This is a genomic window from Azorhizobium oxalatiphilum (assembly GCF_014635325.1).
GTDB classification, from domain to species: Bacteria; Pseudomonadota; Alphaproteobacteria; order Rhizobiales; family Xanthobacteraceae; genus Azorhizobium; species Azorhizobium oxalatiphilum.
Genome location: NZ_BMCT01000006.1, coordinates 232,719 through 255,785, shown reverse-complemented (window position 1 = coordinate 255,785; position 23,067 = coordinate 232,719). Strand labels below are relative to the sequence as shown.

Sequence of the window (23,067 nt, the reverse complement as noted above, 5' to 3'; positions counted from 1 at the left end):
CAGGCCGCCGAGCCCCGGTTGAGCAGGTTGCGGAACGTATGCGTCGGACCGCTTGCCGCGAGGGATGTCGCACCGGTGGCGGCCCGAAGGGGGAGGGAGGGCTATGGCGCCCCTACTGCCCCTTGCCCAGCACCATCACCGACACCGTGCGGAAGATGATCCAGACGTCGGTCTTGAACCAGTCCCACGGGTCCAGCAGGCGCATGGCATAGGCGTGGTCGTAGCCGACCTTCGAGCGCACGTCCTCAATGGAGCCGTCGTAGCCCTGGTTCACCTGCGCAAGGCCGGTGATGCCGGGGCGCAGGCCATGGGTGCGCTCCACATAGAAGGGGATCTCCTTCTCCAGCTTCTGGAGGAAGGCGGGGCGTTCCGGGCGCGGGCCGACGATGGACATGTCGCCGCGCAGCACGTTGATGGCCTGCGGCAGCTCGTCGATGCGAGTCTTGCGCATGAAGCGGCCGATGGGGGTGATGCGCGGATCATTGGCCGTCGCCCAGACCGGCCCGGTGCCAGCCTCCGCATCCACACGCATCGTGCGGAACTTGTACAGATAGAACAGGTCCGTGCGGGTGGCCGTGGAGAGGCCGACACGGATCTGCTTGTAGAAGATCGGCCCCTTGGAGGTCAGCCGGATGCCGATGGCCACCGGAATGAAGGCGATCGCCAGCACCAGGAAGGCGACGAGCCCCACAACGATGTCGAACGCCCGCTTGCCGACCCGCACCATGGGGTGCACGTAGTCGTCATCCACATCCGCTGTCAGCGACATGCTTTTCGTACTCACGTTCGCCCGGCTCCATCGCCCTTTATCGCGGCCGGAGAGCTGGCGCATTGCGCCCACCAGCCCAGCCGCATGGCCTTCTACGAAGTAACCCGCAAAGCGTATCACCCGTGGCAGTTGCGAAGCTGGATTCGCGATCGAGAAGAGAGCCACCGCATAGAAGACCACCTGCCCCATCAGAAGCAGGACGTAGAAGCCCCTGCCGGAAAAGGCCAGCAGCAGGTTGGAGAGGAGCATCACCACCAGCAGGATCGGGGCGAATGCCCGCAGCGCCTTGCCCGACAGGAACACGAAGGCGAGCCCTGGCCGGCGCGGATCGCCCAGTTTCCAGAGCCGGATCGCCTGCTGCACGTTGCCCGAGGCGATGCGTACCCGGCGGCGGAACTCCTGTCCGCGCTCGGTATGCTCCTCCTCGGTCGCCACCATCTCGCGGTCATAGACCGCCTCTGCCCCGTTGGCGACGATACGCATGGGCAGAATGACGTCGTCATTGATGGTGTCGGTGGGGAGCGGTTCCCACAGTTCGCGGCGGAACAGATAGAAGGCGCCATGCACGCCCACGGGAGCGGCGAGCGCGGCCTCATCGGCCTTGATGGCGGTCTGGTAGCGCCAGTAGCCGGCCTCGCCGTCGCTGCCCGCCTTGCGCAGGGCGTAGGTGGCCGCCACCACGCCCACCTGTCCGACCGCGCCCCCATGGCCGCGGTCGAAATGGGCGGCGGCGCGGCGCAGGCAGTCGGCCGAAAGGCTCGCCGACACGTCGGTCAACCCGACGATGCCCGGCGGCAGGCCGGCGATCACCTCGTTCAGCACCGCCACCTTGCCGCGATTGGGCTGATAGTCCCGCACCTCGCAATCAAGGCCAGCGCACTCCGGCGCCGCCAATGCCGCGCGGGCCTGCTCTGCCGTGCCGTCGGTGCAGCCGTCGCAGGCGACGATCACCTTCAGCAGATGCCGGGGATAGTCGAGCCGGGCGCAGTCCTTGACCTTCTCGGCGATGAAAGCGGCCTCCTGATAGGCCGGGATCACCAGCGTGATGCGCGGCAGCAGCGCCTCCGGCAGGCGGCCGGGCGGCGGGCGTGGCCCCTTGCGGCGGGCGAGCACCTGCAACAGCACCGGGAACACCGCATGGTGATAGGCGATGCCGAGCAGGCTCAGCCAGAACAGGGTCTGCAGCAGGATCATGACACAGGCGGCGTGAGCAGACGCCGATAGGCCGTCACCATCCGCTCCCAGGAAAAGTGTTCGGTGACGAAGGCGCGCGGACGCGTGCCGGGGGGATGGGCCAGAAGGTCGGTGATGGCCGCAGCCATGGCCGCGGGATCGAGCGACGGCACCAGCCGGCTCGCCCCCGGCGCCAGCCCCTCGCGCACCGAGCCCACGTCGGTCGCCACCATGGGAATGTCGCAGGCTTGCGCTTCCAGCACCGACAGCGGCAGGCCCTCGTTGCGCGACGGCAGCACCGCCAGATCGAAGGCGGGGTACACCGTCTCCATGTCGCTGCGATAACCGAGGAAGATGACGCGATCGGCCAGCCCGAGCCGGGCCGCCTGGGCTTCCAGCGCGCCGCGCTTGGAGCCGTCGCCGGCCAGCACCAGCAGTGCGTCCGGCACCTGCGCCATGGCCTCAAGCAGGACGTCCTGCCCCTTCACGTCCTCCAGCCGCCCGGCCGCACCGACGATCCGCGCGTCCTGCGGCAGGCCAAGGCGCGCACGGGCCGCTGTCCGGTCGGAGGGGGAGAAGCGTTCGGTATCCACCGCATTGCGGATCACAGACACCTGCGAGCTCGGCATCAGCTTGCGCATGGCCTCTGCCACCGTATCGGATACGGCGACCACGTGCGGATGCACGAAGGTGTCCATCAGCCGGGCGATGCGACGATCGTTGCGCTCGCCATAGTGCCAGACGTCATGTTCCACATGGGCGATAACCGGCACGCCGGCGAGGCGGGCAGCGATGCAGCCGTAGAACATGGGGCCGATGTGATGGGTCAGTACCGCATAGGGCGCCCACGCCTTCAGCTGCTTCGCCAGCCGAAGGATCAGGGTGGGCTCGATCCCGGATTTCTTTGAAAAGCCGACAAGGTTCAAAGGCTGCGTGGCGAGCCATGGCCAGCGCTCGGCCATCTCAGCCTCGCTCATCTCGAGGCTGAAGATGGCATTGTCGCCGCCGAGGCGGCTCGACAGGTCTATAGCCAAGACCTCAAGCCCGCCTGGGGTCAGACGTTGGACGATCTGTACGATGCCGTTCGGCAAAACTGCCACCCTGAACCCCGTTTCACCCACCACGAAGCCTACGCTTTACCGGTTATTAAGGTAAATCCGCTGATCTGGCGATGGTTAAGGCTTCTACCCGACACAACGCGATTCGCCCCATGGTTGTTTCGCGCCTCGCCTCCCGGTGGGAGCCCCAAACCGTGCGGCTGCGCCCGTTTTGGGCCATTCATGCGAGGCTTCCATGCCGAAAGTGGTCAAGATCCCGGGGGACATGGACGCAGCGTCCATGGCCGACCTGAAGACCATGTTCGAAAATCTCGGAAGCAGTTCACAGGACGTCGTCCTGGACCTGTCCGAAGTGGATTTCATGGATTCATCCGGCGTCGGTGGGATCGTCTTCCTCTACAAGCGCCTGCGCGTGAATGGCTTCAAGCTCCGTCTGTCAGGAGCCCAAGGGCAAGTCCTCCAGCTGCTGACCCATCTGCGGCTGTCCGATTTGATCGACGGGGGTACGCCATGATCTCTCGCCTGCCCCGCCGGGCGATGCCGTTCCTGCTTCTCGCCGCCGCACTGGCTCTGGCCGGCTGCGATGCGAGCACCTACACGCAATGGCCGCCCAACGGCACCGGAGGCCTCGCCGAGCGGCGGCCCTCCACGGACGTGCGCATCGACCAACTCTCCGACCAGCTCATCGTGCTGATCGCCCGCAACGCCCGCTATTATGCCGCGGCGGACACGGACGACGCCGAAAAGCTGCTGATCAAGATCCGCCGCCAGTCGGAAGGCGCCTTCGGCGAAGACGCCGAAATCGACATCGCTCACCTCAAGCAGAAGTTCGCCGCCATCGAGCGGCAGCTTCCGCGCCGCACCGTCAACATGGGGAGCCGGTGACAATGGACGCCCTCGCCGCACCGACCTCTCCGCGCCGGCTGCCATCTCCGCTCCAGCTCCTCGCCGCCTTCTGCGCGGCGATGATGCTGTTGTTCCCGGTGCTGGCCGCCGCCCAGCAGCCCGCACCCAACGTCACCAACCAGCGCCTGCGGGTGGGTGACGTGCTCAGCATCGTGCTGCCGGGCGAAGCAGCCTTCAACAAGGACTTCCTCATCGACCGTTCCGGACGCGTGACGCTGCCGGAAGTGGGCGACGTGGAAGTGGCCGGCCGCACCGTGGTGGAAGCCTCGCAGGTCATCCGCACGGCGCTGTCGCGCGTGTATCGCGATCTCGGCCGCCTGCAGGTGGCGCTCAAGGAGCAGCGGCTGCTGGTCACTGTGCTCGGTTATGTGGCGACCCCCAGTGAGGTGAACCTGCCCATCGATGCGGGCATCCAGCAGGCCATCACGGCCGCCGGCGGCCTGCTGCAGGGCGCCCAGCTGGACAAGCTGCAACTGCGTCGCGGCACCCAGACCACGGTGTTCGACTACAAGAAATACCTCGACACCGGCGATGCCAGCCTGATCCCTCAGCTACAGCCGCTGGACGTCATCTTCGTGCCGTCCTCGCCCTCCACCGGCAACGTGCAGATCAACTTCGACGGCCGCACGCTGGCCGAGCAGGGCGACGCCTCGGACGCCGCCAGCGCGGTGAAGGTGTTCGGCGAAGTGAACCGCCCCGGCTCCTTCGGCTACAAGGACAATCTCTCCGCCGTCGACATGATCATGCGGGCCGGCGGCGTCACCCGCTATGCCTCCATCGAGCAGGTGCGGATCATCAACGGCAACAACGATCCGGTGGTGTTCAACCTGCGCCGCTATCTCGACACCGGCGACGACAAGCTGCTGCCGCCGCTGCGGCCGGGCGCCACCATCTTCGTGCCCAAGCAGGAAGAAGAGATCCGCCGCTCGGTGCGCACGGTCTATGTGATCGGCGAGGTGAACCGCCCCGGCGGCCTCGAATCCCCGCCGGATGCCAAGTTCATCGAGATCCTGGCCAATGCCGGCGGCCCCACCCGCTATGCCGACACCCGCCAGATCCGCATCCTCAAGTCGGACGGCACCTCGCAGCCCTTCGACCTGGTGAACTACACCGAGGGCAAGTCTCCGTATCTGCCCCCGATCCTGCCGGGCGATGCCATCTACGTGCCGGAGAAGACCGAGTCCCCGGACCGTCCGTCCTGGCTGAAGATCCCGCCCACCCGCGCCGTGCAGGTGATCGGCGAGATGAACAAGCCCGGCCGCTACGAATGGTCGGACGAGATGAGCCTGCTCGACATGCTGGGTGAGGCCGGTGGCCCCAATCAGCGCGCCGACATCGCCCACCTCCAGATCATGCGGTCGGAGAACGACACCGCCAAACCGCTGGTCTTCGACCTGCAGGACTTCCTCGCCAAGGGTGGGCCGCTCGCGCAGCTTCCGAAGATCCGCGCCGGCTACGTCATCCGCATGCCCTCGCTGCCGGACTCGCCCATCGACAACAAGGCGAAGTGGGTGCAGATGGCGAAGGAAGACGTCATCTACATCATGGGCCAGGTGCAGATCCCCGGTCGTTATGCCTTCAACAAGAACATGACGTTCCTGGACATCCTGACCGCCGCCAACGGCCCGACCAGCACCGCGGACCTGCGCAACGTGCGCATCTCGCACCGTGGCCTGCCCGGTTCCAAGGTGACGCAGCTCAACCTCGCCCAGTATTTTGCCACCGGCGACGAGAAGCTGCTGCCCAGGGTGCGGACCGGTGACGTGATCTTCGTGCCCGACCGGACCAACAAGGACTGGTTCGACGACAGCAAGGAGACCACGGTTCGTGTTCTCGGCGCCGTCGCCAAGCCCGGCCGCTACCGGTTCGACAACAACATGACCCTGCTCGACCTCCTCGCCGAGGCCGGTGGCCCAACCAACGAGGCCTATCAGCAGAAGATCGTGGTGGTGAATCTCGGCTGCTGCCGCGAACAGGCCCGGATCTTCGACCTGATCCAGTTCGCCAAGACCGGCGACATTCGGGAACTCCCGGTGGTGCAGCAGGGCGACACGGTCTATGTGCCGACAACGGCCCAGAGCGGCTGGAAGATCTTCATGGACGGGGTCCAGAACATCCTGCCCATCGTCTCGCTGATCGCCTTCCTGGGCGGCAGCTGATCCCAAAGCCCGCGCGCAGCGTAATATCTGCGCGCGGATCGGCCGCAAGGCCGGCACCAGCGAGGGTTGCTTTCATAGCGGCAACCTCCATTGTGACGTCGAGGAAGTCAGGGGCGCGCGCCCGCGCGCGCCGCGGCTGGAGAGAGAACATGTGGGGCAGAGGTCTTCGCGAAGTTGAGACGGTCTTTCTGGCCACGTTCGGGCAAGGCGCCCGGGTGGTCGGTGTGACCGGCGTGCTCAGCGACAGCGGCGTCTCCACCATGGCCGGGGCGCTCGCCGAGCGCTCCCAGCGTCAGAGCCGCACATTGCTGGTGGGTCTCGCCGATCCCACCGCCGCCGTACCGGCGCAGGCCACCACCTGGGGGCCCGAGGATCCCGATCTCGCCGACCACGTCATCACCGACGCCCGCGGTTTCGACCGCCTGACGGCGGCGCCGACGCCGGAGATGAGCTTCGCCTTCCGCAACGCCTCCGCCATCCGCAACATGCTGGACGGCCTGCTGCGCACCTATGACGCCATCGTGCTCGATCTGGCGCCCGTGGAACCGCGCGAGCGCGTGGCCATTCCTGTCACTGCCATCGCCTCGGCCTGCGAGAGCGTGATCATCGTTTGCCTTGCCGGCCGCGTGACCAAGGGCTCGCTGAACCGCGCCGCCACCGCCCTGCGTCAGGCCAATGCGCCGTTGCAGGGCATCGTGGTGAACGACCGCTTCAACCCGACCCCCGGCGAGGAGATCGCCGACGAGGCCGAGCGTTTCTCCAACGTGGCGCCGGGACTGGTGGAGCGCATCATCAATGCGGTGCGCAACAGCCGCCTCCTGAACACCAAGCTCTGAGCCCCCCGACGCAGGTCAGGCGGACGGACGGGCGGTAAGGCGTATCAGCGCCAGAGCCGCCATGGCGCACACGGTCACGCCGGCCCCGGTCAGGAAGGTGGCCGTCGCACCATGGGCATCCCAGATCAGGCCGGCAGCCACATTGCCAGCCAGCACCACCACGCCGGTCAGCAGGTTGAAGACACCGAAGGCGGTGCCGCGCAGAGCCTTCGGCGCCGCATCGGCGATGAGCGTCGCCAGCAGGCCCTGCGAGAAGCCCATGTGCAGCCCCCATAGAATGATGCCGGCAAGGAACGTGGCGATAGAGCCGGCGAACGCCAGCGCGCCATAAGCCAGCACCAGCAGGACGAGGCTGACGAACAGCAGGCCGCTGCGCCCGATGGCATCGGACAGGCGCCCCACCGGATAGGCGGTGAGACCATAGACGGCGTGCATCACCACCATGGTGATCGGCACCCAGGCGACGGCGAAGCCCGCGTCCTGCGCCTTCAGCAGCAGGAACGCCTCGCTGAAGCGGGCCGCCGTCAGCAGGCAGGCGATGCCGATGGCGAGCCACACCGCCCGGTTCAGCAGCATCGCGTCAGCCAGACGGGGACGTTCCTTCCGTTCCTGCGGGCGGCCGACCTCCGGTTCGCGCACGCCGAAGGCGAGCAGGGCCACCGCGAGCATCGCCGGCACCACCGCGACCCAATAGACCGCAAGCACGTCGCTGGCGAACAACAGCATGAGGCCGATGGCGGCCAGCGGGCCGACAAAGCCGCCCACAGTGTCCAGCGACTTGCGCAGCCCGAAGCTGGCGCCGCGTAGCTCCGGCGGGGTGACATCGGCGATGAGCGCGTCACGGGGCGTGCCCCTTATCCCCTTGCCCACGCGATCGATGGCCTTGGCGGCGACGATCCAGCCCACGGAAGCCGCGAGCGGAAAGATGAGCTTCGACACTGCGCCGAGGCCATAGCCGAGCACGGCCAGCGGCTTGCGGCGGCCGGTCCAGTCCGCGATGACGCCGGAGAACAGTTTTGTGGTGGCGGCAATGGCAACCGACAGGCCCTCGATGAAGCCGACCATGGCGGCGGACGCGCCGAGCGTGCCCACCAGATAGAAGGGCAGCAAGGTCTGGATCATCTCCGAGGAGACATCCATCAGCAGGCTCACAACGCCGAGCACCCACACGGTGCCGGGGATGCGGGCGGCGGTCCGGCGGGTATCGAGACTGGCGGGCGAAGGGGAGGGCATGAGCGTCCTGTGCGTCCGTCGATGAGCGGCCAGTGGGCGGCGCTTCTTATCAGCTTGGCCGTGCCATGCACGCGCGGACTTTTGTCCCCTTTCGGGACATCGCCTTGCCCGGCGCGGAACAGGACCGGATCAGATGCCGTCCGAATCGGGCAGGGGCTCAGGTACGCGTTCCGTTCCCCAGGCTCTCCGGTTGCAGCAGCCCGATGGCGACAACCCTGCGGGACCGGCATGCTGGCGGTCCCGAAATGGCATCAGGAGCGCGCATGCTCGAAATCTCCGTGCTGATCGCCGCGATGACAGGCGCGGTCGCGGGTTCGGCGCTCGCCGCCTGGCTGTCCGGCGCGCCCATCTGGAAGGGCGCGCTCACAGCGGCCCTTGCCATGGCCCTCCAGCTCGGCATCTCCACGCTGCTGGAGATCGACAATCCCATCGTCAACGGCCTGCTCTTCATCCTGACCGTGGGCCTCATCGGTGGCCGCTGGGGCTTCGGGCTGGGCACGCGCCAACTGGCGCTGGTGGTGCTCGGCAGCGTCTTGTTCGCCATCGCTGTCCCGCTGGCCCTGATCTATCTGGTGCTCACGCCCCTCGGCATTGGCCAGGGTTGAATCCAAAGCAAAAGGCCCCGCCGGATGCCGGCGGGGCCTTTTTCTGTTCGGACGCAGGGATGGGGCGCTAGGCCGCCTTCATGCGGTTCGGCGCCTCGATGCGGGGGATGCGGGCGATGACCGGCACCCCGAGCACGCGGGCGAAGTCCGAGGGACGACGCAGGCGGGTGTCGAGCAGCTCGCTCGCCGCCGCCAGCGCACCGCCGACCGCGCAGCCGGCGAACAGGCCCGCCAGCAGATAGAGGAAGTAGCCCGGCGTGACCTTGGAAGCCGGATCGGACGGGGCTTCCAGAACCTTCACGCGCTCGGGCGCCTCGAAGGTGCCCAGCGCGCCGGTGACACGGGCCATCTCGTAACGCTTGGCCAGCGACTCGTAATTCTCACGGGCGAAAGTCACCGCGCGCTCCAGCTGCTGCTGCTGCTGCTCGATGGGGCCGAACTCGGCGATGTCGCGCTGGAGCGAGGCGATGGTCTTCTTCAGCTGCTCCACCTCGTTTTCGAGGCCGACGCGCTTGGACTGCTGCTCCTGCAGGCGCTGGAGCTGGGACACCAGCAGCGGGGTTGCGGTGCGGTCATTGTCGCGGGTCTGGGTATTGGCACCGGCCGGCGCCGTGCTGGAAGTGCCGCCGAGACCGGAAGCCATGTTCCACAGCCGGTCCAGATCGGTGGAGCCGATGGCATGGCTCTCGCTGAGCAGGTGCTGGCGCTCCTGCTCCAGACGCTGGAGATGCCATTCGGCCGCCTGCACGAGGCTATGCTCGTCGGTGTAGCGGGCGCGCAGGCTGGCCAGTTCGCTGGAGGCGGAAACGATCTGCTCCTCGATGCGGCCCACCAGCGGGTTGGTGGTGGCGAGACGCTTGCGCAGTTCGTCCATGGTGGCGCCGGCGATGGAGAGTTCCATCTGCTTGGTCTCGAGCTGCTGCTCCAGCGTGGCGAGGCGCTGCACCGTGGTGTTGTAGAGTGCCGGCAGCTTGTCCGCATTGGCGGTCTTGAAGTCGAGATTGGCGCGCTCGGCTTCGTCCAGCGCCTTGCGACGTTCGCCCATCTGCTCCCTCAGGAAGCGCTCGCTGTCCTGCACGGCGGTGCGCTCGGGCGAAACGAGGCGCTCGATGAAGCGGCGGGACAGAGCCTGCAGGGTCTGGGCCGGGGACGTGGGATCGAGGCTGCGGATGCGCATCTCGATGATGTCGCTGCCCACCAGTTGGATGCTGACCGCCTCGGAGATCGCGCGGACCATTTCCTCGCGCGCCTTCGGAGAGGTCTCGGGGGTCACGCGCTTCAGGTCTTCCAGCACCTTGCCCAGCACCACTTCCGAATGGGCGAGTGCGATGAGCGCGGACATGCGCTCCTTGATGTTCGGATTGACGGCGATGTCGTTCAGGATCGGGTTGAGCTTGGCCGGCTCCTGCACCAGCAGGGTCATGCGCGCCTCGTAGCGCGCGGGCGCCAGGCTCGCGGCCACCAGCGCCAGCGGCGGCAGCAGCAGGATCGGGATGACGGCGAGGAACCGACGCCGCCATGCCACTTGCACGACGTAGGCGAAGGTATCGGACGTGGTCTCGAACATGATCGTCAATCCGTGCAGGCGATGCTGCGTCAGTCGGTCAAAACTAAGGGCGTCAGTTCGCGGCCCCAACCACAATCCGCACCATATCGGGCGGCATCTCGGGGTCGTAGAGCTGTTTCGCCTCCACATCCGCCGGTAGCAGCGATCTTACATTGCGCAGCCGACGGTTTGCCACCACGGCCTGATCAAAAGCTGATGTGGTGGAGGCAGGACCTGCGGTTATCATTACCTGAGCCTTAGCGGGCACCTTTCCGGCCGCCCACGATTTGGCGAACTGGGCCTGTTCCTTCGCGGTCAGCTGATCGTCGCTGCCCTCGAACATGAGGTCGAACTCGCGGCCGGAATTCGCCCGGCGCGGCTGCGCCGCAGGCTGGGTGGCCGCAGATGCCGAAGCTGTCCTGCCGCCGCTCACACTCGTCCCGCCTCCGGCACCCGCTGGCGCACCTGCTCCACCTTCGCCGCTGGACGTGCCTTCGCTCGCACGGGCGCGGGCCAGAATTTCCTGCACGCTGGCGGAGCGCGCATTGGGATCGCCCGCATTGGCTTCCGCGCGCGCCTGCTGGAGATGGTCCTCGGCCATCACCGTCGCCTGGATGTTGGCGGGGATCATGGCGGTGGGATCCTGCGACGCGGTGGTGGTGCAGCCGGCGAGCAGCAACGCCATGGGGGCCAGGCGAATCAGCCGGACCATCGCAGACGGTTTGCGCAGGCCCGCCAATGGCTGCCTCCGACCCGATCCAATCCCAAGGCTGGCAACGCTTCCGTGGCCGGCGGCCTCATCTGTCGCCATGTCACGCGCCCTCTTCACGTCCGCTCGTCCTCCAGCCACTCTCGCCCAAACGCGGTCAATTTGCGACCACCCCCCACACCTCTCCGTGTGCTGTCTTTCTCTTTTACGTCTTTGGGGTTGCGCCGGATGAATAAGATGCGTCTCCTCTCATCCGAAGGACTATTCGGGGACGGCGGCATGAGTACGGGGCACACGCAAGCAACGGCGACCAGCGAGCAGCGGGCGCCATTGCCCGGCAGCATGTGGCTGATGCTGATCCTGCTGCTGATCTCGTCCTATGCGGTGAAGCTGGTGGTGTTCCAGCTGTTCCCGAACATGAGTTATGCGGACACCACCTTCCAGTATCTGGAGCAGGCCCACCGCCTCATGTACGGGCGCGGCCTTTTGCCGTGGGAGTTCGTCTCCGGCGCCCGGCCATGGCTGGTGCCCGGCCTGATCCTGCCCGGCATGGAAGCCGCACGCGCCCTGGGCGGCCTCGCGCAGGCTCAGATCTTCGGCGCCGCCGCCATGTGCAGCCTCGTCTCGTTGCTGGTCATCCCGCCCGCCTTCCTGTGGGGCTGGCGGGCCGCCGGCTCGGTGGGCGCGGTGATCTGCGGCGCACTTGCCGCCTACTGGTTCGAGACCGTCTATTACGCCGGTCAGCCGCTGCAGGACACCATCGCCACCTTCCTGCTCGTACCCGGCGTCTATCTGGCCTATCCGGACGGCCCGGCCACCAGCTTCCGCCGCCTCGTGCTCGCCGGTTTCGTCATGGCGGCGGCGCTCGCCTTCCGCATCCAGCTCGGTCCCATCGTGCTGCTGGTGGGCCTCTGGGTGGCGCGCCTGAATATCCGTGCCTACGCCGCCTTCGTGCTCGGCGGCATCTGGCCGCTGCTGTTCCTCGGCGCGCTCGACTGGGCGACCTGGGGCATGCCGTTCCAGTCCATCATCAAATATGTGAAGTACCAGTCGGTGGCCATCGGCGAGACCGGGGACGGCCGCTTCGGCTTCGTGCCCTGGTATCACTACCCCGGCTGGATCCTCGCCTACTGGTCCGGCGCCTTCGTGCTGATCGCCGGCACGGCACTGCTCGCCGCCCGGCGCCTGCCGCTGCTGCTCGCCATCCCGGTGTTCAATCTGGCGGTGCTGGAAACCATCGCCTTCAAGCATCCGCGCTATCTCTATCCCGGCGAGCCCTTCGTCTTGGTGCTGGCGGGCATCGGCGGCACGTGGCTGGCGCTGCGGCTGTGGGAGAACACGGTGCCGCGCTGGCGCATCGCGGCGGGTGGGCTCGTGTTCGTGGCCATCACCTCGGCGCTGCTGGGCGGTTTCGGCTATTTCGCCGCCACCTTCGCGCTCGGGCGCGGCACCATCCTCGCCACCCGTGCGGTGAATGCCGATCCCGCCGCCTGCGGCCTCGCCATCGCGCCGGGGTCATCGTGGTGGCTCTCGGGCGGCAATGCCTATCTCAACCCGGACAAGGGCCTCTACGGCATCACTGCCGCCGATCCCGAGTTCAAGGCGCGCAGCCAGGCCTTCAACTTCATCCTCACCACCACCGAGCTTCCGGGCGAGCCCATGGAGGACTTTACGGGCACCGACTATTCAAAGGTGGCCTGCTATGCCAACGGCACGCGTGGCCCCGCCTGCCTGTGGAAGCGGCCCGGCACCTGCGTGCCCGATGCGGCCCCGCCGCTGAAGGCCAGCTTGCCGGAATGGCTGGACGAGGCGAAGGGCAGATAGGCCGGAAGCGGGGAGCGACCCATGCGCATCGTCACCAACTGGCCCGCCGTTCCCGAGCACTGGCGGGCCAGCGACGGCAAGAGCGGCGTGCGGGTGCTGGCCCGCACGGCGGCGGAGATGCGCGCCGCCGCCGAGCCGAAGGACAGCGTCTGCCTCGTCAATTGCGATCCCGAGCTGACCATGGGCATGGCGCTCGCCAATCTCTGGCCGCCCGCGCGGCGGCCGCTGGTGGTCTCCGACATCGTGCTGCGCCGGCCCACCACCTCCAAGGCGAAGCTGCTGCACCCCTTCAAGCGGGCGCTGATCTCGCGGGCGGACCTCTATCTCAACCTGTTCAGCGATGTGCGGGGTCTCACCGAGGTGTTCGGCATTCCCCCCGAGCGCTGCGCCTTCGTGCCGTTCAAGGTGAACATCAACGCCGCTGAGGTCGCCGCCGCCGAGACGGCGGAGGACTATGTGCTCTGCTTCGGCCGCTCGCTACGCGACTTCGACACCTTCTTCGCCGCCATGGAACAGCTTGACCTGCCCGGTGCCATCGCCCGCGTGAACCCGGCCGACCTTCAGGCCCACGGCGCCCGCTTCACCCGGACGCTGGACCAGTTGCCGCGCAATGTCGCCCAGCTGGATGACGACGGCAGCCAGATGGCGCAGGTGCGCATGCTGGCGCGGGCGAAGCTGGTGGTGATCCCGGTGCTGAAATCCTCCATCGTCGCCTCCGGCATCTCCACCGCGCTCAACGCCATGCGGCTCGGCAAATGCGTGATCGGCTCCGAGGGGCCGGGCATGTCGGACATCTTCACCGACGAGGTGCTGACCGCGCCGCCGGAAGACCCGGCCGCGCTCGCCGCCGTCATCCGGCGCGCCTGGACCGACGATGCCCTGCGCACCCGCACCGCAGAGAAGGGCCTCGCCTATGCCATTGTGCAGGGCGGCGAAAAGGAACTGGCCCAGCGCATGGTGGATGCGGTCGCCGCCCGTTTCGGCTGAAGGCAGGGGGAACGAACCCCGCACATCCCCGGCCATCCGATTCGGGCCGGGTCTGTTCCGGTGCTGTTCGCTTTCCCCGGTAGTCCTGTCCCGAAATGATACGCCGGTGCGCCTTTTGGCCTCTTCCTGGGAACCGAGCTTCGCTGTTCCGGTTGAGTCGCCAAGGAGAGGAGATCAGACATGAAATCCAAGGCGAAAAAGTCTTCCGCGATCGTGATCGCCCTCGTGGGCCTGTCACTGGCCGCCGCCCCGGTATCGGCACAGGGCGTGGTGCGCGGTGCCCAGCAGGGCGCGGCGACCGGAAATAACGTGGCCGGCCCCGTGGGCGCCGGTGTCGGTGGCGTGGTTGGCGGTGTCGCCGGTGGCGTGGCCGGCGGTGTGAAGGGCGTGCTCGGCATTCCCCAGAACACCGGCACCCACAAAAGCCGCAAGACCACCAGCAAATCGCAGCAGCGGGTGAACTCGCAGGCGAAGGCAGATCAGGCCAAGCCCGGTCAGGCGACCCCGGCGTCCGCCACCAGCACCGAGTCCAAGGCCGATCCGACGACGACGGGCTCCACCCCGAACCGTCCGGCCCCAGCCCCGGAGCCCGCGCCGCAGGCCACCACCACCCCGGCCCCTGCGCCCGCGCAGCCTTCCACGCAGGCGCAGTAACCGCCTCGGCCATATGGGTGCATGAAGAACAACGCGCCGGCGGGCCAGAGCCCACCGGCGCGTTTCTGCTTCTGCCGTCATTTTCTAGAGTCTGATTTTGATTTTTGCCTGCAACGGCCCGCTGAAATGCGGATTTGAAATGTTTGCCGCCGCCACATCGACCTTGATCAGGATGCCGCAGCGGTAGGCAAAATTGACCTCTTCCTTGAAGCTGGTACGGCCATCGTAGATGACGCGGTCGTTATGATGATCCTTGGCATGGATATGCCAGATGTCCGGCGTCTCCGGCTTCTCGATGATGAGCGTGCCCATGACGCTGGCAAAGAGCGAGGGGTAGGTCCCCTCGAAGCGGCCGCGGCCATTCCTGACGTCGATCGTGATCGTGCGTTCGATCTCGAGGCCGAGGTCTTCGGGGTTTTCCGCCAGCGCGCTGACGGCAAGCAGATGGTCCTTGTCCAGCGCGATCCCCTTTTTCGAAAGGGCGCTGCTGAGGGACGTGAGAGCATCCTCGGAAAAAGCCATCGTCGACTCTCCTTCGGCTATCCAGATGCCCCATTGGATCGGGCGCGGCAGGCGCCCGCACGCCTCTGCATCTGGTCCAGCTCAAGTTACAATCATTGGTTGTCTCGTCAATAATAATATCGTTTTCAGATATGTCCGCGCGGCGGCAGGCCCGCGGGCTGCGCCGCCCTGTTCCCCACGCAGGGCCGGCTCTCGCCGCGCGACGGATGACGGCATGGCCCGCCCGTGATAGGCGAGCGGGCAAAATCCCCCGTTTCCGGAGTGCCCCATGTCCGCCGACGTCCGTCCCATCACTCGCGCCCTGCTGTCGGTCTCCGACAAGACCGGGCTGGTCGCCTTCGCCACCGCGCTGGCCAAAGGCGGCGTGGAACTGGTCTCCACCGGCGGCACCCGCAAGGCGCTGGCCGATGCCGGCCTGCCGGTGAAGGACGTCTCCGACCTCACGGGCTTCCCCGAGATGATGGACGGCCGGGTGAAGACCCTGCATCCCAACGTGCATGGCGGCATTCTCGCCATCCGCGCCGATGCCGGCCATCAGGCCTCCATGGCCGAGCATGCCATCGCCCCCATCGACCTCGTGGTGGTGAACCTCTATCCGTTCGAGGCGACCGTCGCCCGCGGTGCCGAGTTCGACGACGTGATCGAGAATATCGACATCGGCGGCCCGGCCCTGATCCGTGGCGCCGCCAAGAACCACAATGACGTGGCCGTGGTGGTGGACGTTTCCGACTATGACGCCATCCTCGCCGAGGTGGCGGCCCATGGCGGCACGACCCTGAAGCTGCGCAAGCGCCTTGCCCAGACCGCCTATGCCCGCACCGCCGCCTATGATGCGGCCATCTCCAACTGGTTCGCCGGTCAGGTGGAGGCCGAGGCCCCGCTGTTCCGCGCGGTCGGCGGCAAGCTCATCGAGAGCCTGCGCTATGGCGAGAACCCGCACCAGAAGGCAGCCTTCTACGCCTCCGACGAGAGCCGCCCCGGCGTCGCCACCGCCCGTCAGGTGCAGGGCAAGCAGCTCTCCTTCAACAACATCAACGACACCGACGCCGCCTTCGAGGCGGTGGCCGAGTTCCATCCCGCCCGCACCCCGGCTGTCGTGATCGTCAAGCACGCCAACCCCTGCGGCGTGGCGGAAGGCTCATCCCTCGCCGAGGCCTATACCAAGGCACTGGCCTGTGATCCCGTCTCGGCCTTCGGCGGCATCATCGCCGTCAACCAGACGCTGGATGCGGACGCGGCCCGCCTGATGACCGAGATCTTCACCGAGGTGATCGTCGCCCCCGACGCCACCGAGGAGGCGATCGCCATGATCGGCGCCAAGAAGAACCTGCGCCTGCTGCTCACTGGCGCCTTGCCGAACGTGCGCGCTCCCGGCCTCAATGTCCGCACGGTGGCCGGCGGGCTGCTGGTGCAGACCCGCGACAATGCCAGCGTGGACGATCTGGAGCTGAAGGTCGTCACCAAGCGTGCCCCCACCGATCAGGAGCTGGCGGACCTGCGCTTCGCCTTCCGGGTGGCGAAGCATGTGAAGTCCAACACCATCATCTACGCCAAGAACGGCGCGACGGTGGGCATCGGCGCCGGCCAGATGAGCCGCGTGGATTCGGCCCGCATCGCCGCCCGCAAGGCCATTGATGCGGCGGAAGCCGCCGGCCTCGCCGAGCCGCTGACCAAGGGCTCCGTGGTGGCCTCCGACGCCTTCTTCCCCTTCGCCGACGGCCTGCTGGCGGCGGTGGAGGCGGGCGCCACGGCGGTGATCCAGCCGGGCGGCTCCATGCGCGATGCCGAGGTGATCGCCGCTGCGGATGCGGCTGGCCTCGCCATGGTCTTCACCGGCGTGCGCCACTTCAAGCACTGAGGGTTTGGGGGGGCACAATCCGGGCTTAACCGGCCCGCCAGTGCCCCCTCCCTATCCCTCCCCCGCAAGCGGGAGAGGGGACCTGTTGCAATGAATGCGGGCGGCTCGCTCATGCCTGCCCAAAAAGCTCTCTCCCACCTGCGGGGAGAGGGTGCGGGAGGGACAAGCGCGCTTCGACCTGCGCCCCCCCCCCCTCCGCTTCGCCTCAATACTCGCCCTTGGACTCCGCCAGCAGCGCCTTCAGGCGATAGAGCGCATCGAGCGCCGCCCTCGGGGTGAGGCTGTCCGGATCGAGCGCTTCCAGCTCCATCAGTGCCGGCTCGGGCGGCAGGGGCTCCGCCGACACCGCACTGCCCGACGACACCGGCCGCGCCGCCGCCGCGAACAGCGGCAGTTCGTCCAGCAGACGCTGCGCCGGCGACACCCGCTCGGCCGCCTCCAGCTCCGCCAGCACCGCCTTGGCGCGCGCGATCACCGCCTTGGGCAGGCCGGCGAGCTTGGCCACCTGAATGCCGTAGGAGCGATCCGCAGCCCCCGGCACCACCTCGTGCAGGAACACCACGTCGCCCTGCCATTCCGTCACCTTCACGGTGGCGTTGGCGAGGCGGTTGCAGCGCTGGGTCAGCGCGGTCAGCTCGTGGAAATGGGTGGCGAACAGCGCCCGGCAGCGGTTCATCTCGTGCAGATGCTCGAGGCTCGCCCACGCGATGGACATGCCGTCGAAGGTGGAGGTGCCGCGCCCGATCTCGTCGAGGATCACCAGCGACTTCGGGGTGGCCTGATTGAGGATGGCGGCGGTTTCCACCATCTCCACCATGAAGGTGGAGCGCCCGCGCGCCAGATCGTCCGCCGCACCCACGCGGGAGAACAGACGGTCGACGATGCCGAGCTTCGCGGACGTGACCGGCACGAAGCCGCCCGCCTGCGCCAGCACGGCGATCAGCGCGTTCTGCCGCAGGAAGGTGGACTTACCGGCCATGTTCGGACCCGTCACCAGCCAGATGCGGGCGTCCTTCATGCTCTCCGGGGCGGAGAGATCGCAGTCATTGGCGACGAACGGGCCGCCGGAGCCGCGCGCCAGCGCCTGCTCCACCACCGGATGGCGGCCGCCGGAAATGGCGAAGTCCACGCCCTCGGTCATCTCCGGGCGCACGTAGCGCTCATCCACCGCAAGGCGGGCGAGGCCGGAGAGCACGTCCAGCTCGGCCAGCGCCTCGGCGGCGTCGCGGATGGGGCCGGAGGCGGCGACCACGGCGGCCGCCAGCTTGTCGAAGATGGCCTGTTCCAGCGCCAGCGCGCGCTCGCCGGCACTGGCGATGCGGCTTTCCAGCTCGCCCAGCTCCACGGAGGTGAAGCGCACCGCGCCCGCCATGGTCTGGCGGTGCACGAAGGTGGCGTTGAACGGCTCTTCACGCAGGCGATCGGCATTCTGCGCCGTCACTTCCACGAAATAGCCCAGCACGCCGTTGTGCTTGATCTTCAGAGACCGGACCCCGGTCTCCTCGATATAGCGCTGCTCCAGCGCCGCCACCACGCGGCGGCTCTCGTCACGCAGCGAGCGGGTGGAATCGAGGTCGAGGTCGTAGCCCTGCCGCACGAAGCCGCCGTCGCGGCGGTTGTGCGGGAGGTCGTCGGCCAGTGCGGCGGTCAGCTCCTCGGCCAGCCACGGCTCCACGGCGGCGAGGCGGCGGGCGCAGCGGGCCAGATCACGGGGCGGCTCGACGCCGAACAGCGAGGAGATGGCTAGACCTTCCTTCAGGCCGGCCGCAATGGCCCCCAGATCACGCGGGGAGCCGCGCTGGAGCGAGAGGCGGGAGAGGGCGCGGGCCAGATCAGGGGCGGCAGCGAGGCGCTTGCGCAAGCCATCGCGCAGCTCGGTCTCCTCCACCAGGAAGCCCACCGCATCATGCCGGGCGCGGATGGCGGCGATGTCGGTGAGCGGCTCGGACAGGCGGCGGGAGAGCAGGCGCGCACCGGCGGCGGTGACGGTGCGATCCACGGCGGCGAGCAAAGAGCCGCGCCGCTCGCCGGAGGTGGTGCGGATGAGTTCCAGATTCACCCGCGTGCCGGCGTCGATCAGCATCGAGCCGCCGTCCGCCTCGCGCTGGGGCGGAGCAAGGGCCGGGCGGGCGCCGAGCTGGGTGCGCTCGATGTAAGCGACGATGGCGGCGGCGGCGATCAGCTCGGCCCGTGAGAAGCTGCCGAAGGCATCTGCGGTCGCGACGCCGAAGAAACCGGCGAGGCGCTTTTCCGCCTGCGGACCATCAAAGCTCTGCTTGGGCAGCGGGGTGACGGGGGTTTCCAGATCGCGCCAGAAGTCGCGCATCTCCTCGTCGTCATAGACGGCATCGGAGATCAGGATTTCGGCGGCGTCGATGCGGGCAAGGTCCGCCGCCAGCATCTCGTGGTCGCTCGCCACCACCCGGAACGAGCCGGTGGAGACGTCGGTGAAGGCCAGCGCATAGTCATAGGCGCCATCGCCGGTGGCGCGGGTGCGGGCGACCGCCAGCAGCACGTTCTCGCGCTTGGCGTCGAGCAGCGAATCCTCGGTGATGGTGCCGGGGGTGACGAGGCGGGTGACATCGCGGCGGACCACGCTTTTCGAGCCGCGCTTCTTGGCCTCGGCCGGGTCTTCCAGCTGGTCGCAGACGGCGACGCGATGGCCCAGCGCGATCAGCTTGTGCAGATATTCCTCGGCGCGCACCAGCGGCACGCCGCACATGGGGATGTCCTCGCCCAGATGCTTCCCGCGCTTGGTGAGCACGATGCCCAGCGCCTGCGCGGCGATCTCGGCGTCCTCGAAGAACAGCTCGTAGAAGTCGCCCATGCGGTAGAACAGCAGGCTGCCCGGATTGGCGGCCTTGATCTCCACATACTGCGCCATCATGGGCGAGACGCGATTGTCCTTGTCGGCGCTGGATTTGTCCGTGCCGGCGGTCTTGGCGCTGGCGGTCTTGGCGCCTGCGTCCTCGGCCGGGGAGAGATCTTCCACGTCGGCGTCGGCGCGGGCGGGCAATGCGGTGTCGTCCATCATGGGTGCCAAATCGGTGCCAAGACTGAAGGCCGGCGGGCGGCGAGGATACGGAAGGTGGCGGCTCTTCCCTCGCGGGAGAGGCGCCCGGCGGCGAGGGTTTCCGGAGCTGCGCTCCGGCCCCCTCCCTGCCCTCCCCCGCAAGCGGGAGAGGGTGAAATCGGTTAGGTCGGCGCCGACGGAGGAAGGTGTCTTACGGCCCCGGCTTTCCGGGACCGCTCACCCCTTTTGCGTAACGCGCCCCCTCTCCCGCTTGCGGGGGAGGGTTGGGGAGGGGGCAGACCGGGCGGAACACTCCGCGCGGCCCCCCCGAAAACCCTTAGCTATCCAGCCCCAGCCGGCGGCAGAGCTGGTCGAGCTGGTCGAGGTCGGAATAGCGGATGCGCAGTTCGCCCGCCTCGCCATTCCCGCCGCTCTTGGCCTGCAGGTTGACCACAAGGCCCAGCGTTTCCGTAAGGCGCTTCTCCAGCGCCCGCGTGTCGGCATCCTTGGCCGGGGCGGCGGCTTCCGCCTTGCCCGCCTCCGCCTTGCCCGCGTCCTTGCCGGTCAGGGCCTGCTTGGTCTTGGTCAGCGCCTCCACGTCGCGCACGGAGAGGCGCTTCTCCACCACCGCCCGCACGAGGCGCTCGGGATCCTCATGGGCCAGCAGCGCGCGGGCGTGGCCGGCGGTGAGGCGGCCGTCGGCCAGATAGGCCTTCACGCTCTCCGGCAGCTTCAGCAGGCGGATGGTGTTGGCGATGTGCGGACGGCTCTTGCCGATGACCTTTGCGAGATCGCCCTGCGAATAATCGAACTGAGCCATCAGGGCCTCATAGCCCATGGCCTCTTCCAGCGCGTTCAGGTCCGAGCGCTGGACGTTCTCGATGATGGCGATCTCCAGCGCCTCGCGATCGTTCAATTCGATCACGACCACCGGCACTTCGTGCAGGCTGGCGCGCTGGGCCGCCCGCCAGCGGCGCTCACCGGCCACGATCTCGAAGGCGCCGCCCACGGGACGCACCACGATGGGTTGGATGATGCCCTTCTCGCGGATGGAGGCGGCCAGTTCCTCCAGCCCCTCTTCCACGAAGGTACGGCGCGGATTGCGGGCGCTGGGTTTCACCTGCTCGATGGGCAGTTTCCGCACGCCGCCACTGCCGGCGCGCGCGGGCGCCGCGCCGGGCTTCGGCGGCGTATCCGCCTCGCCCATGTCGCCGATCAGGGCCGCGAGCCCGCGCCCCAGGCGCGAGCGACCTTCTTCCGCCATGGGATTATTTTCCTTATATCACGTCAGGCCGCGGCGGCGGCGCGGGCCGCCCGCTCGCGCTGGATCACTTCGGAGGCCAGCCGCAGATAGGCCTGCGAGCCGGCGCATTTCAGATCGTAGAGCAGAACCGGCTTGCCGTAGGACGGCGCCTCGGAGACGCGCACATTGCGCGGGATCACCGTCTCATAGACCTTGTCGCCCATGAACTGGCGCACATCCGCCACCACCTGCTCGGACAGATTGTTACGGGCATCGAACATGGTCAGCACGATGCCGTGGATGGAGAGGCCGGGATTGAGGCCCGTGCGCACCTGCTCCACCGTCTTCAGCAGCTGGGAGAGGCCCTCCAGCGCGAAGAACTCGCATTGCAGCGGCACCACGATGGCATGGGCCGCCGCCATGGCGTTGACCGTGATCAGCGACAGCGAGGGCGGGCAATCGATGAGGATGTAAGAGTAGCGCGGGCCGCTCTCGTCCTCGGTCAAAGCCTTGACGGCATTGCGCAAACGGAAGGCGCGGTCGCGCTCGTTGGCGATCTCCAGCTCAAGGCCGGAAAGATCCAGCGTCGAGGGCGCCACATGGAGCTGCGGCACGCCGCTTTCCTGAATGGCATCGCGCAAGGTCGCTTCGCCGCACAACACGTCATAGGTGGAGAGCTTGCGGGCGCGGCGGTCGATGCCGAGGCCGGTGGAGGCATTGCCCTGCGGGTCCAGATCAATCACCAGAACGGTTTCACCGATGGCGGCGAGCGCGGTGCCGAGATTGATGGCCGTGGTGGTCTTGCCCACGCCGCCCTTCTGGTTGGCGAGCGCGAGAATGCGCGGCGCACCGGGAGCGCCCGAGCGCGGGGACAGCGCCAGCGTGTCGTCGGTGCGGGTGTCGGCCTGGTCGTCAGGCATCGTCATGGGGTCTTCCCCTTACACGTCCGCGGGCGGCTTAATGCCGGGTCCGCTGGGAATGGCACCACCTGCGGCCGGTCCCGCGTCGGGCGCGAGCCGGTGGGCCGATGTGACCGCGAGGATGCGTCCCTGCGGATCACCGAGGCTGCGGTGGAGGTTGAGATCGAGTGTCCAGCCTTTGCGGGCGTCGGTCAATTCGCGCTCCCAGTCGCGGCCCTTGGGAAACAGGCCCAGCGCACCGGCGGCGAGGAAGGGCTCAGCCAGCTCCAGAAGCTTCGGCAGCGGCGCCAGCGCACGGGCAGAAACCACCTGTGTGCCCTCCGCAAGCTTTTGGGAAGCCTGCTCGATCCGCTCCGGCACGATGCGGGTGGGCAGGTTCGCCGCACGGCTCGCCTCGCGCAGGAAGGCGGCTTTTCGGGTGTCGCTTTCTACAAGCGTGACGCGGGCGCCGGGCCGCTCGGCCAGAACTGCGGCCACCACAAGTCCGGGGAATCCGCCGCCGGAACCGAGATCAGCCCATTCGGTGACGGTATCGGGGGCATGGGCGACGAGCTGGAGGGAATCGGCGATGTGGCGATCCCACAGCTCGGGAATGGTGTTCGGGGCAACGAGATTAATCGTTTTCTGCCAACGCGTTAGCAGATCGCTGAGGATTTCCAGCCGGCTGAATGTTTCACGTGAAACGGTACTTTCGACCGCCTCCCGCCCCATCTTGCGCGCCACTGATTACCTCCAGACTGTCACAGGGACAGTGCCTCATGGCCACGGAGTTCCCCGTTTTGGCCCTTTGGACATCTCAACTGCCGGGATGGCGTGTGCCATCCCCAATATTCACACGATGCGCGTCCCGCCGCGCCGCTTTCTCTCGCATCCCACGGCCGTCACGATCAAGGGCTTGCCCGGATCGTGAGCCGGCTCAGGGGAATGCCATTCGGGCGATAGGACATTGGACCTATCCGCCATGACCGCACTCCTGCGTGCGCGTGACGGTACCGGATGGCACGGCTTTGGACAAAACGGACGGACAGACGGATGGCACACGGACCGCTGTG

Annotated in this window: 19 protein-coding genes and 1 pseudogene; 9 read left to right on the top strand and 11 right to left on the bottom strand. The window is 67.6% G+C overall.

The genetic code is table 11. From position 1 onward, the window contains the following. Positions 1-112: 112 nt before the first annotated feature. Positions 113-1,963 (bottom strand): sugar transferase, encoded by a 1,851-nt coding sequence (locus tag IEW24_RS19855; protein WP_188581885.1) that lies wholly within the window; start codon positions 1,961-1,963, stop codon positions 113-115. Next, a complete protein-coding gene (locus IEW24_RS19850) occupies positions 1,960-3,042 on the bottom strand; it encodes a glycosyltransferase (protein WP_280514987.1) in 1,083 nt (360 codons plus the stop codon). Before IEW24_RS19850 ends, IEW24_RS19855 begins: the two co-directional genes overlap by 4 nt. Positions 3,043-3,235: 193 nt before the next feature. Here IEW24_RS19850 and IEW24_RS19845 point away from each other — a divergent pair, with 193 nt between their 5' ends. The 4 genes from IEW24_RS19845 to IEW24_RS19830 all read left to right on the top strand — a co-directional run bounded on the left by IEW24_RS19845 (position 3,236) and on the right by IEW24_RS19830 (position 6,901). Next, positions 3,236-3,514 (top strand): STAS domain-containing protein, encoded by a 279-nt coding sequence (locus tag IEW24_RS19845; RefSeq protein ID WP_188581881.1) that lies wholly within the window; start codon positions 3,236-3,238, stop codon positions 3,512-3,514. Then, entirely contained in the window at positions 3,511-3,885 is a 375-nt protein-coding gene (locus IEW24_RS19840) for a hypothetical protein (protein WP_188581879.1), read from the top strand. The genes IEW24_RS19845 and IEW24_RS19840 overlap by 4 nt, the downstream gene beginning before the upstream one ends. Positions 3,886-3,887: 2 nt before the next feature. Continuing rightward, positions 3,888-6,065 carry an SLBB domain-containing protein gene (locus IEW24_RS19835; protein WP_188581877.1) on the top strand — a complete coding sequence of 726 codons (2,178 nt, stop codon included), beginning with the start codon at positions 3,888-3,890 and terminating at the stop codon, positions 6,063-6,065. Between the two features lie 149 nt (positions 6,066-6,214). Continuing rightward, a complete protein-coding gene (locus IEW24_RS19830; protein WP_188581875.1) occupies positions 6,215-6,901 on the top strand; it encodes a P-loop NTPase family protein in 687 nt (228 codons plus the stop codon). A 15-nt stretch (positions 6,902-6,916) separates the two neighbouring features. On the opposite strand, the gene IEW24_RS19825 is transcribed toward IEW24_RS19830, so the two are convergent. After that, positions 6,917-8,134: an MFS transporter gene (locus tag IEW24_RS19825; RefSeq protein ID WP_188581873.1), complete on the bottom strand. Its 1,218-nt coding sequence runs from the start codon at positions 8,132-8,134 to the stop codon at positions 6,917-6,919. A 263-nt stretch (positions 8,135-8,397) separates the two neighbouring features. Here IEW24_RS19825 and IEW24_RS19820 point away from each other — a divergent pair, with 263 nt between their 5' ends. Further along, a complete protein-coding gene (locus IEW24_RS19820) occupies positions 8,398-8,739 on the top strand; it encodes a hypothetical protein (RefSeq protein ID WP_188581871.1) in 342 nt (113 codons plus the stop codon). 67 nt (positions 8,740-8,806) lie between these two features. Here the strand turns inward: IEW24_RS19820 and IEW24_RS19815 are convergent, their stop codons facing one another. Together IEW24_RS19815 and IEW24_RS19810 are read right to left on the bottom strand one after the other, a co-directional pair. Then, a complete protein-coding gene (locus tag IEW24_RS19815) occupies positions 8,807-10,306 on the bottom strand; it encodes a hypothetical protein (protein ID WP_188581868.1) in 1,500 nt (499 codons plus the stop codon). A gap of 52 nt (positions 10,307-10,358) precedes the next feature. After that, positions 10,359-11,024: a hypothetical protein gene (locus IEW24_RS19810; RefSeq protein ID WP_188581866.1), complete on the bottom strand. Its 666-nt coding sequence runs from the start codon at positions 11,022-11,024 to the stop codon at positions 10,359-10,361. 249 nt (positions 11,025-11,273) lie between these two features. On the opposite strand from IEW24_RS19810, the gene IEW24_RS19805 reads away from it, so the two are divergent. The 3 genes from IEW24_RS19805 to IEW24_RS19795 all read left to right on the top strand — a co-directional run bounded on the left by IEW24_RS19805 (position 11,274) and on the right by IEW24_RS19795 (position 14,459). After that, positions 11,274-12,818: a glycosyltransferase family protein gene (locus IEW24_RS19805; RefSeq protein ID WP_188581864.1), complete on the top strand. Its 1,545-nt coding sequence runs from the start codon at positions 11,274-11,276 to the stop codon at positions 12,816-12,818. A gap of 21 nt (positions 12,819-12,839) precedes the next feature. After that, entirely contained in the window at positions 12,840-13,805 is a 966-nt protein-coding gene (locus IEW24_RS19800) for a glycosyltransferase (RefSeq protein WP_188581862.1), read from the top strand. A gap of 180 nt (positions 13,806-13,985) precedes the next feature. Beyond that, positions 13,986-14,459, top strand: a complete 474-nt coding sequence (locus tag IEW24_RS19795) for a hypothetical protein (RefSeq protein ID WP_188581860.1) — start codon at positions 13,986-13,988, stop codon at positions 14,457-14,459. Between the two features lie 84 nt (positions 14,460-14,543). Here the strand turns inward: IEW24_RS19795 and IEW24_RS19790 are convergent, their stop codons facing one another. Continuing rightward, positions 14,544-14,981 carry a hypothetical protein gene (locus tag IEW24_RS19790; protein WP_188581859.1) on the bottom strand — a complete coding sequence of 146 codons (438 nt, stop codon included), beginning with the start codon at positions 14,979-14,981 and terminating at the stop codon, positions 14,544-14,546. A gap of 268 nt (positions 14,982-15,249) precedes the next feature. On the opposite strand from IEW24_RS19790, the gene purH reads away from it, so the two are divergent. Further along, entirely contained in the window at positions 15,250-16,839 is a 1,590-nt protein-coding gene (gene purH, locus IEW24_RS19785; RefSeq protein ID WP_188581857.1) for a bifunctional phosphoribosylaminoimidazolecarboxamide formyltransferase/IMP cyclohydrolase, read from the top strand. A 205-nt stretch (positions 16,840-17,044) separates the two neighbouring features. Here the strand turns inward: purH and IEW24_RS29165 are convergent, their stop codons facing one another. The 5 genes and pseudogenes from IEW24_RS29165 to rsmG all read right to left on the bottom strand — a co-directional run bounded on the left by IEW24_RS29165 (position 17,045) and on the right by rsmG (position 22,738). After that, entirely contained in the window at positions 17,045-17,149 is a 105-nt protein-coding gene (locus IEW24_RS29165) for a hypothetical protein (protein WP_507762633.1), read from the bottom strand. Further along, positions 17,138-19,723, bottom strand: a pseudogene (gene mutS / locus IEW24_RS19780) (DNA mismatch repair protein MutS); the annotation flags it as partial. The pseudogene mutS and the gene IEW24_RS29165, both read right to left, overlap by 12 nt. Positions 19,724-20,189: 466 nt before the next feature. Then, a complete protein-coding gene (locus tag IEW24_RS19775) occupies positions 20,190-21,116 on the bottom strand; it encodes a ParB/RepB/Spo0J family partition protein (RefSeq protein ID WP_188581853.1) in 927 nt (308 codons plus the stop codon). A 23-nt stretch (positions 21,117-21,139) separates the two neighbouring features. Then, the gene (locus tag IEW24_RS19770) at positions 21,140-22,015 is read right to left on the bottom strand and encodes a ParA family protein (protein ID WP_373870104.1); all 876 of its coding nucleotides are present in this window, start codon (positions 22,013-22,015) and stop codon (positions 21,140-21,142) included. Between the two features lie 18 nt (positions 22,016-22,033). Further along, positions 22,034-22,738, bottom strand: a complete 705-nt coding sequence (gene rsmG / locus IEW24_RS19765) for a 16S rRNA (guanine(527)-N(7))-methyltransferase RsmG (protein WP_244644554.1) — start codon at positions 22,736-22,738, stop codon at positions 22,034-22,036. Positions 22,739-23,067 lie beyond the last annotated feature (329 nt).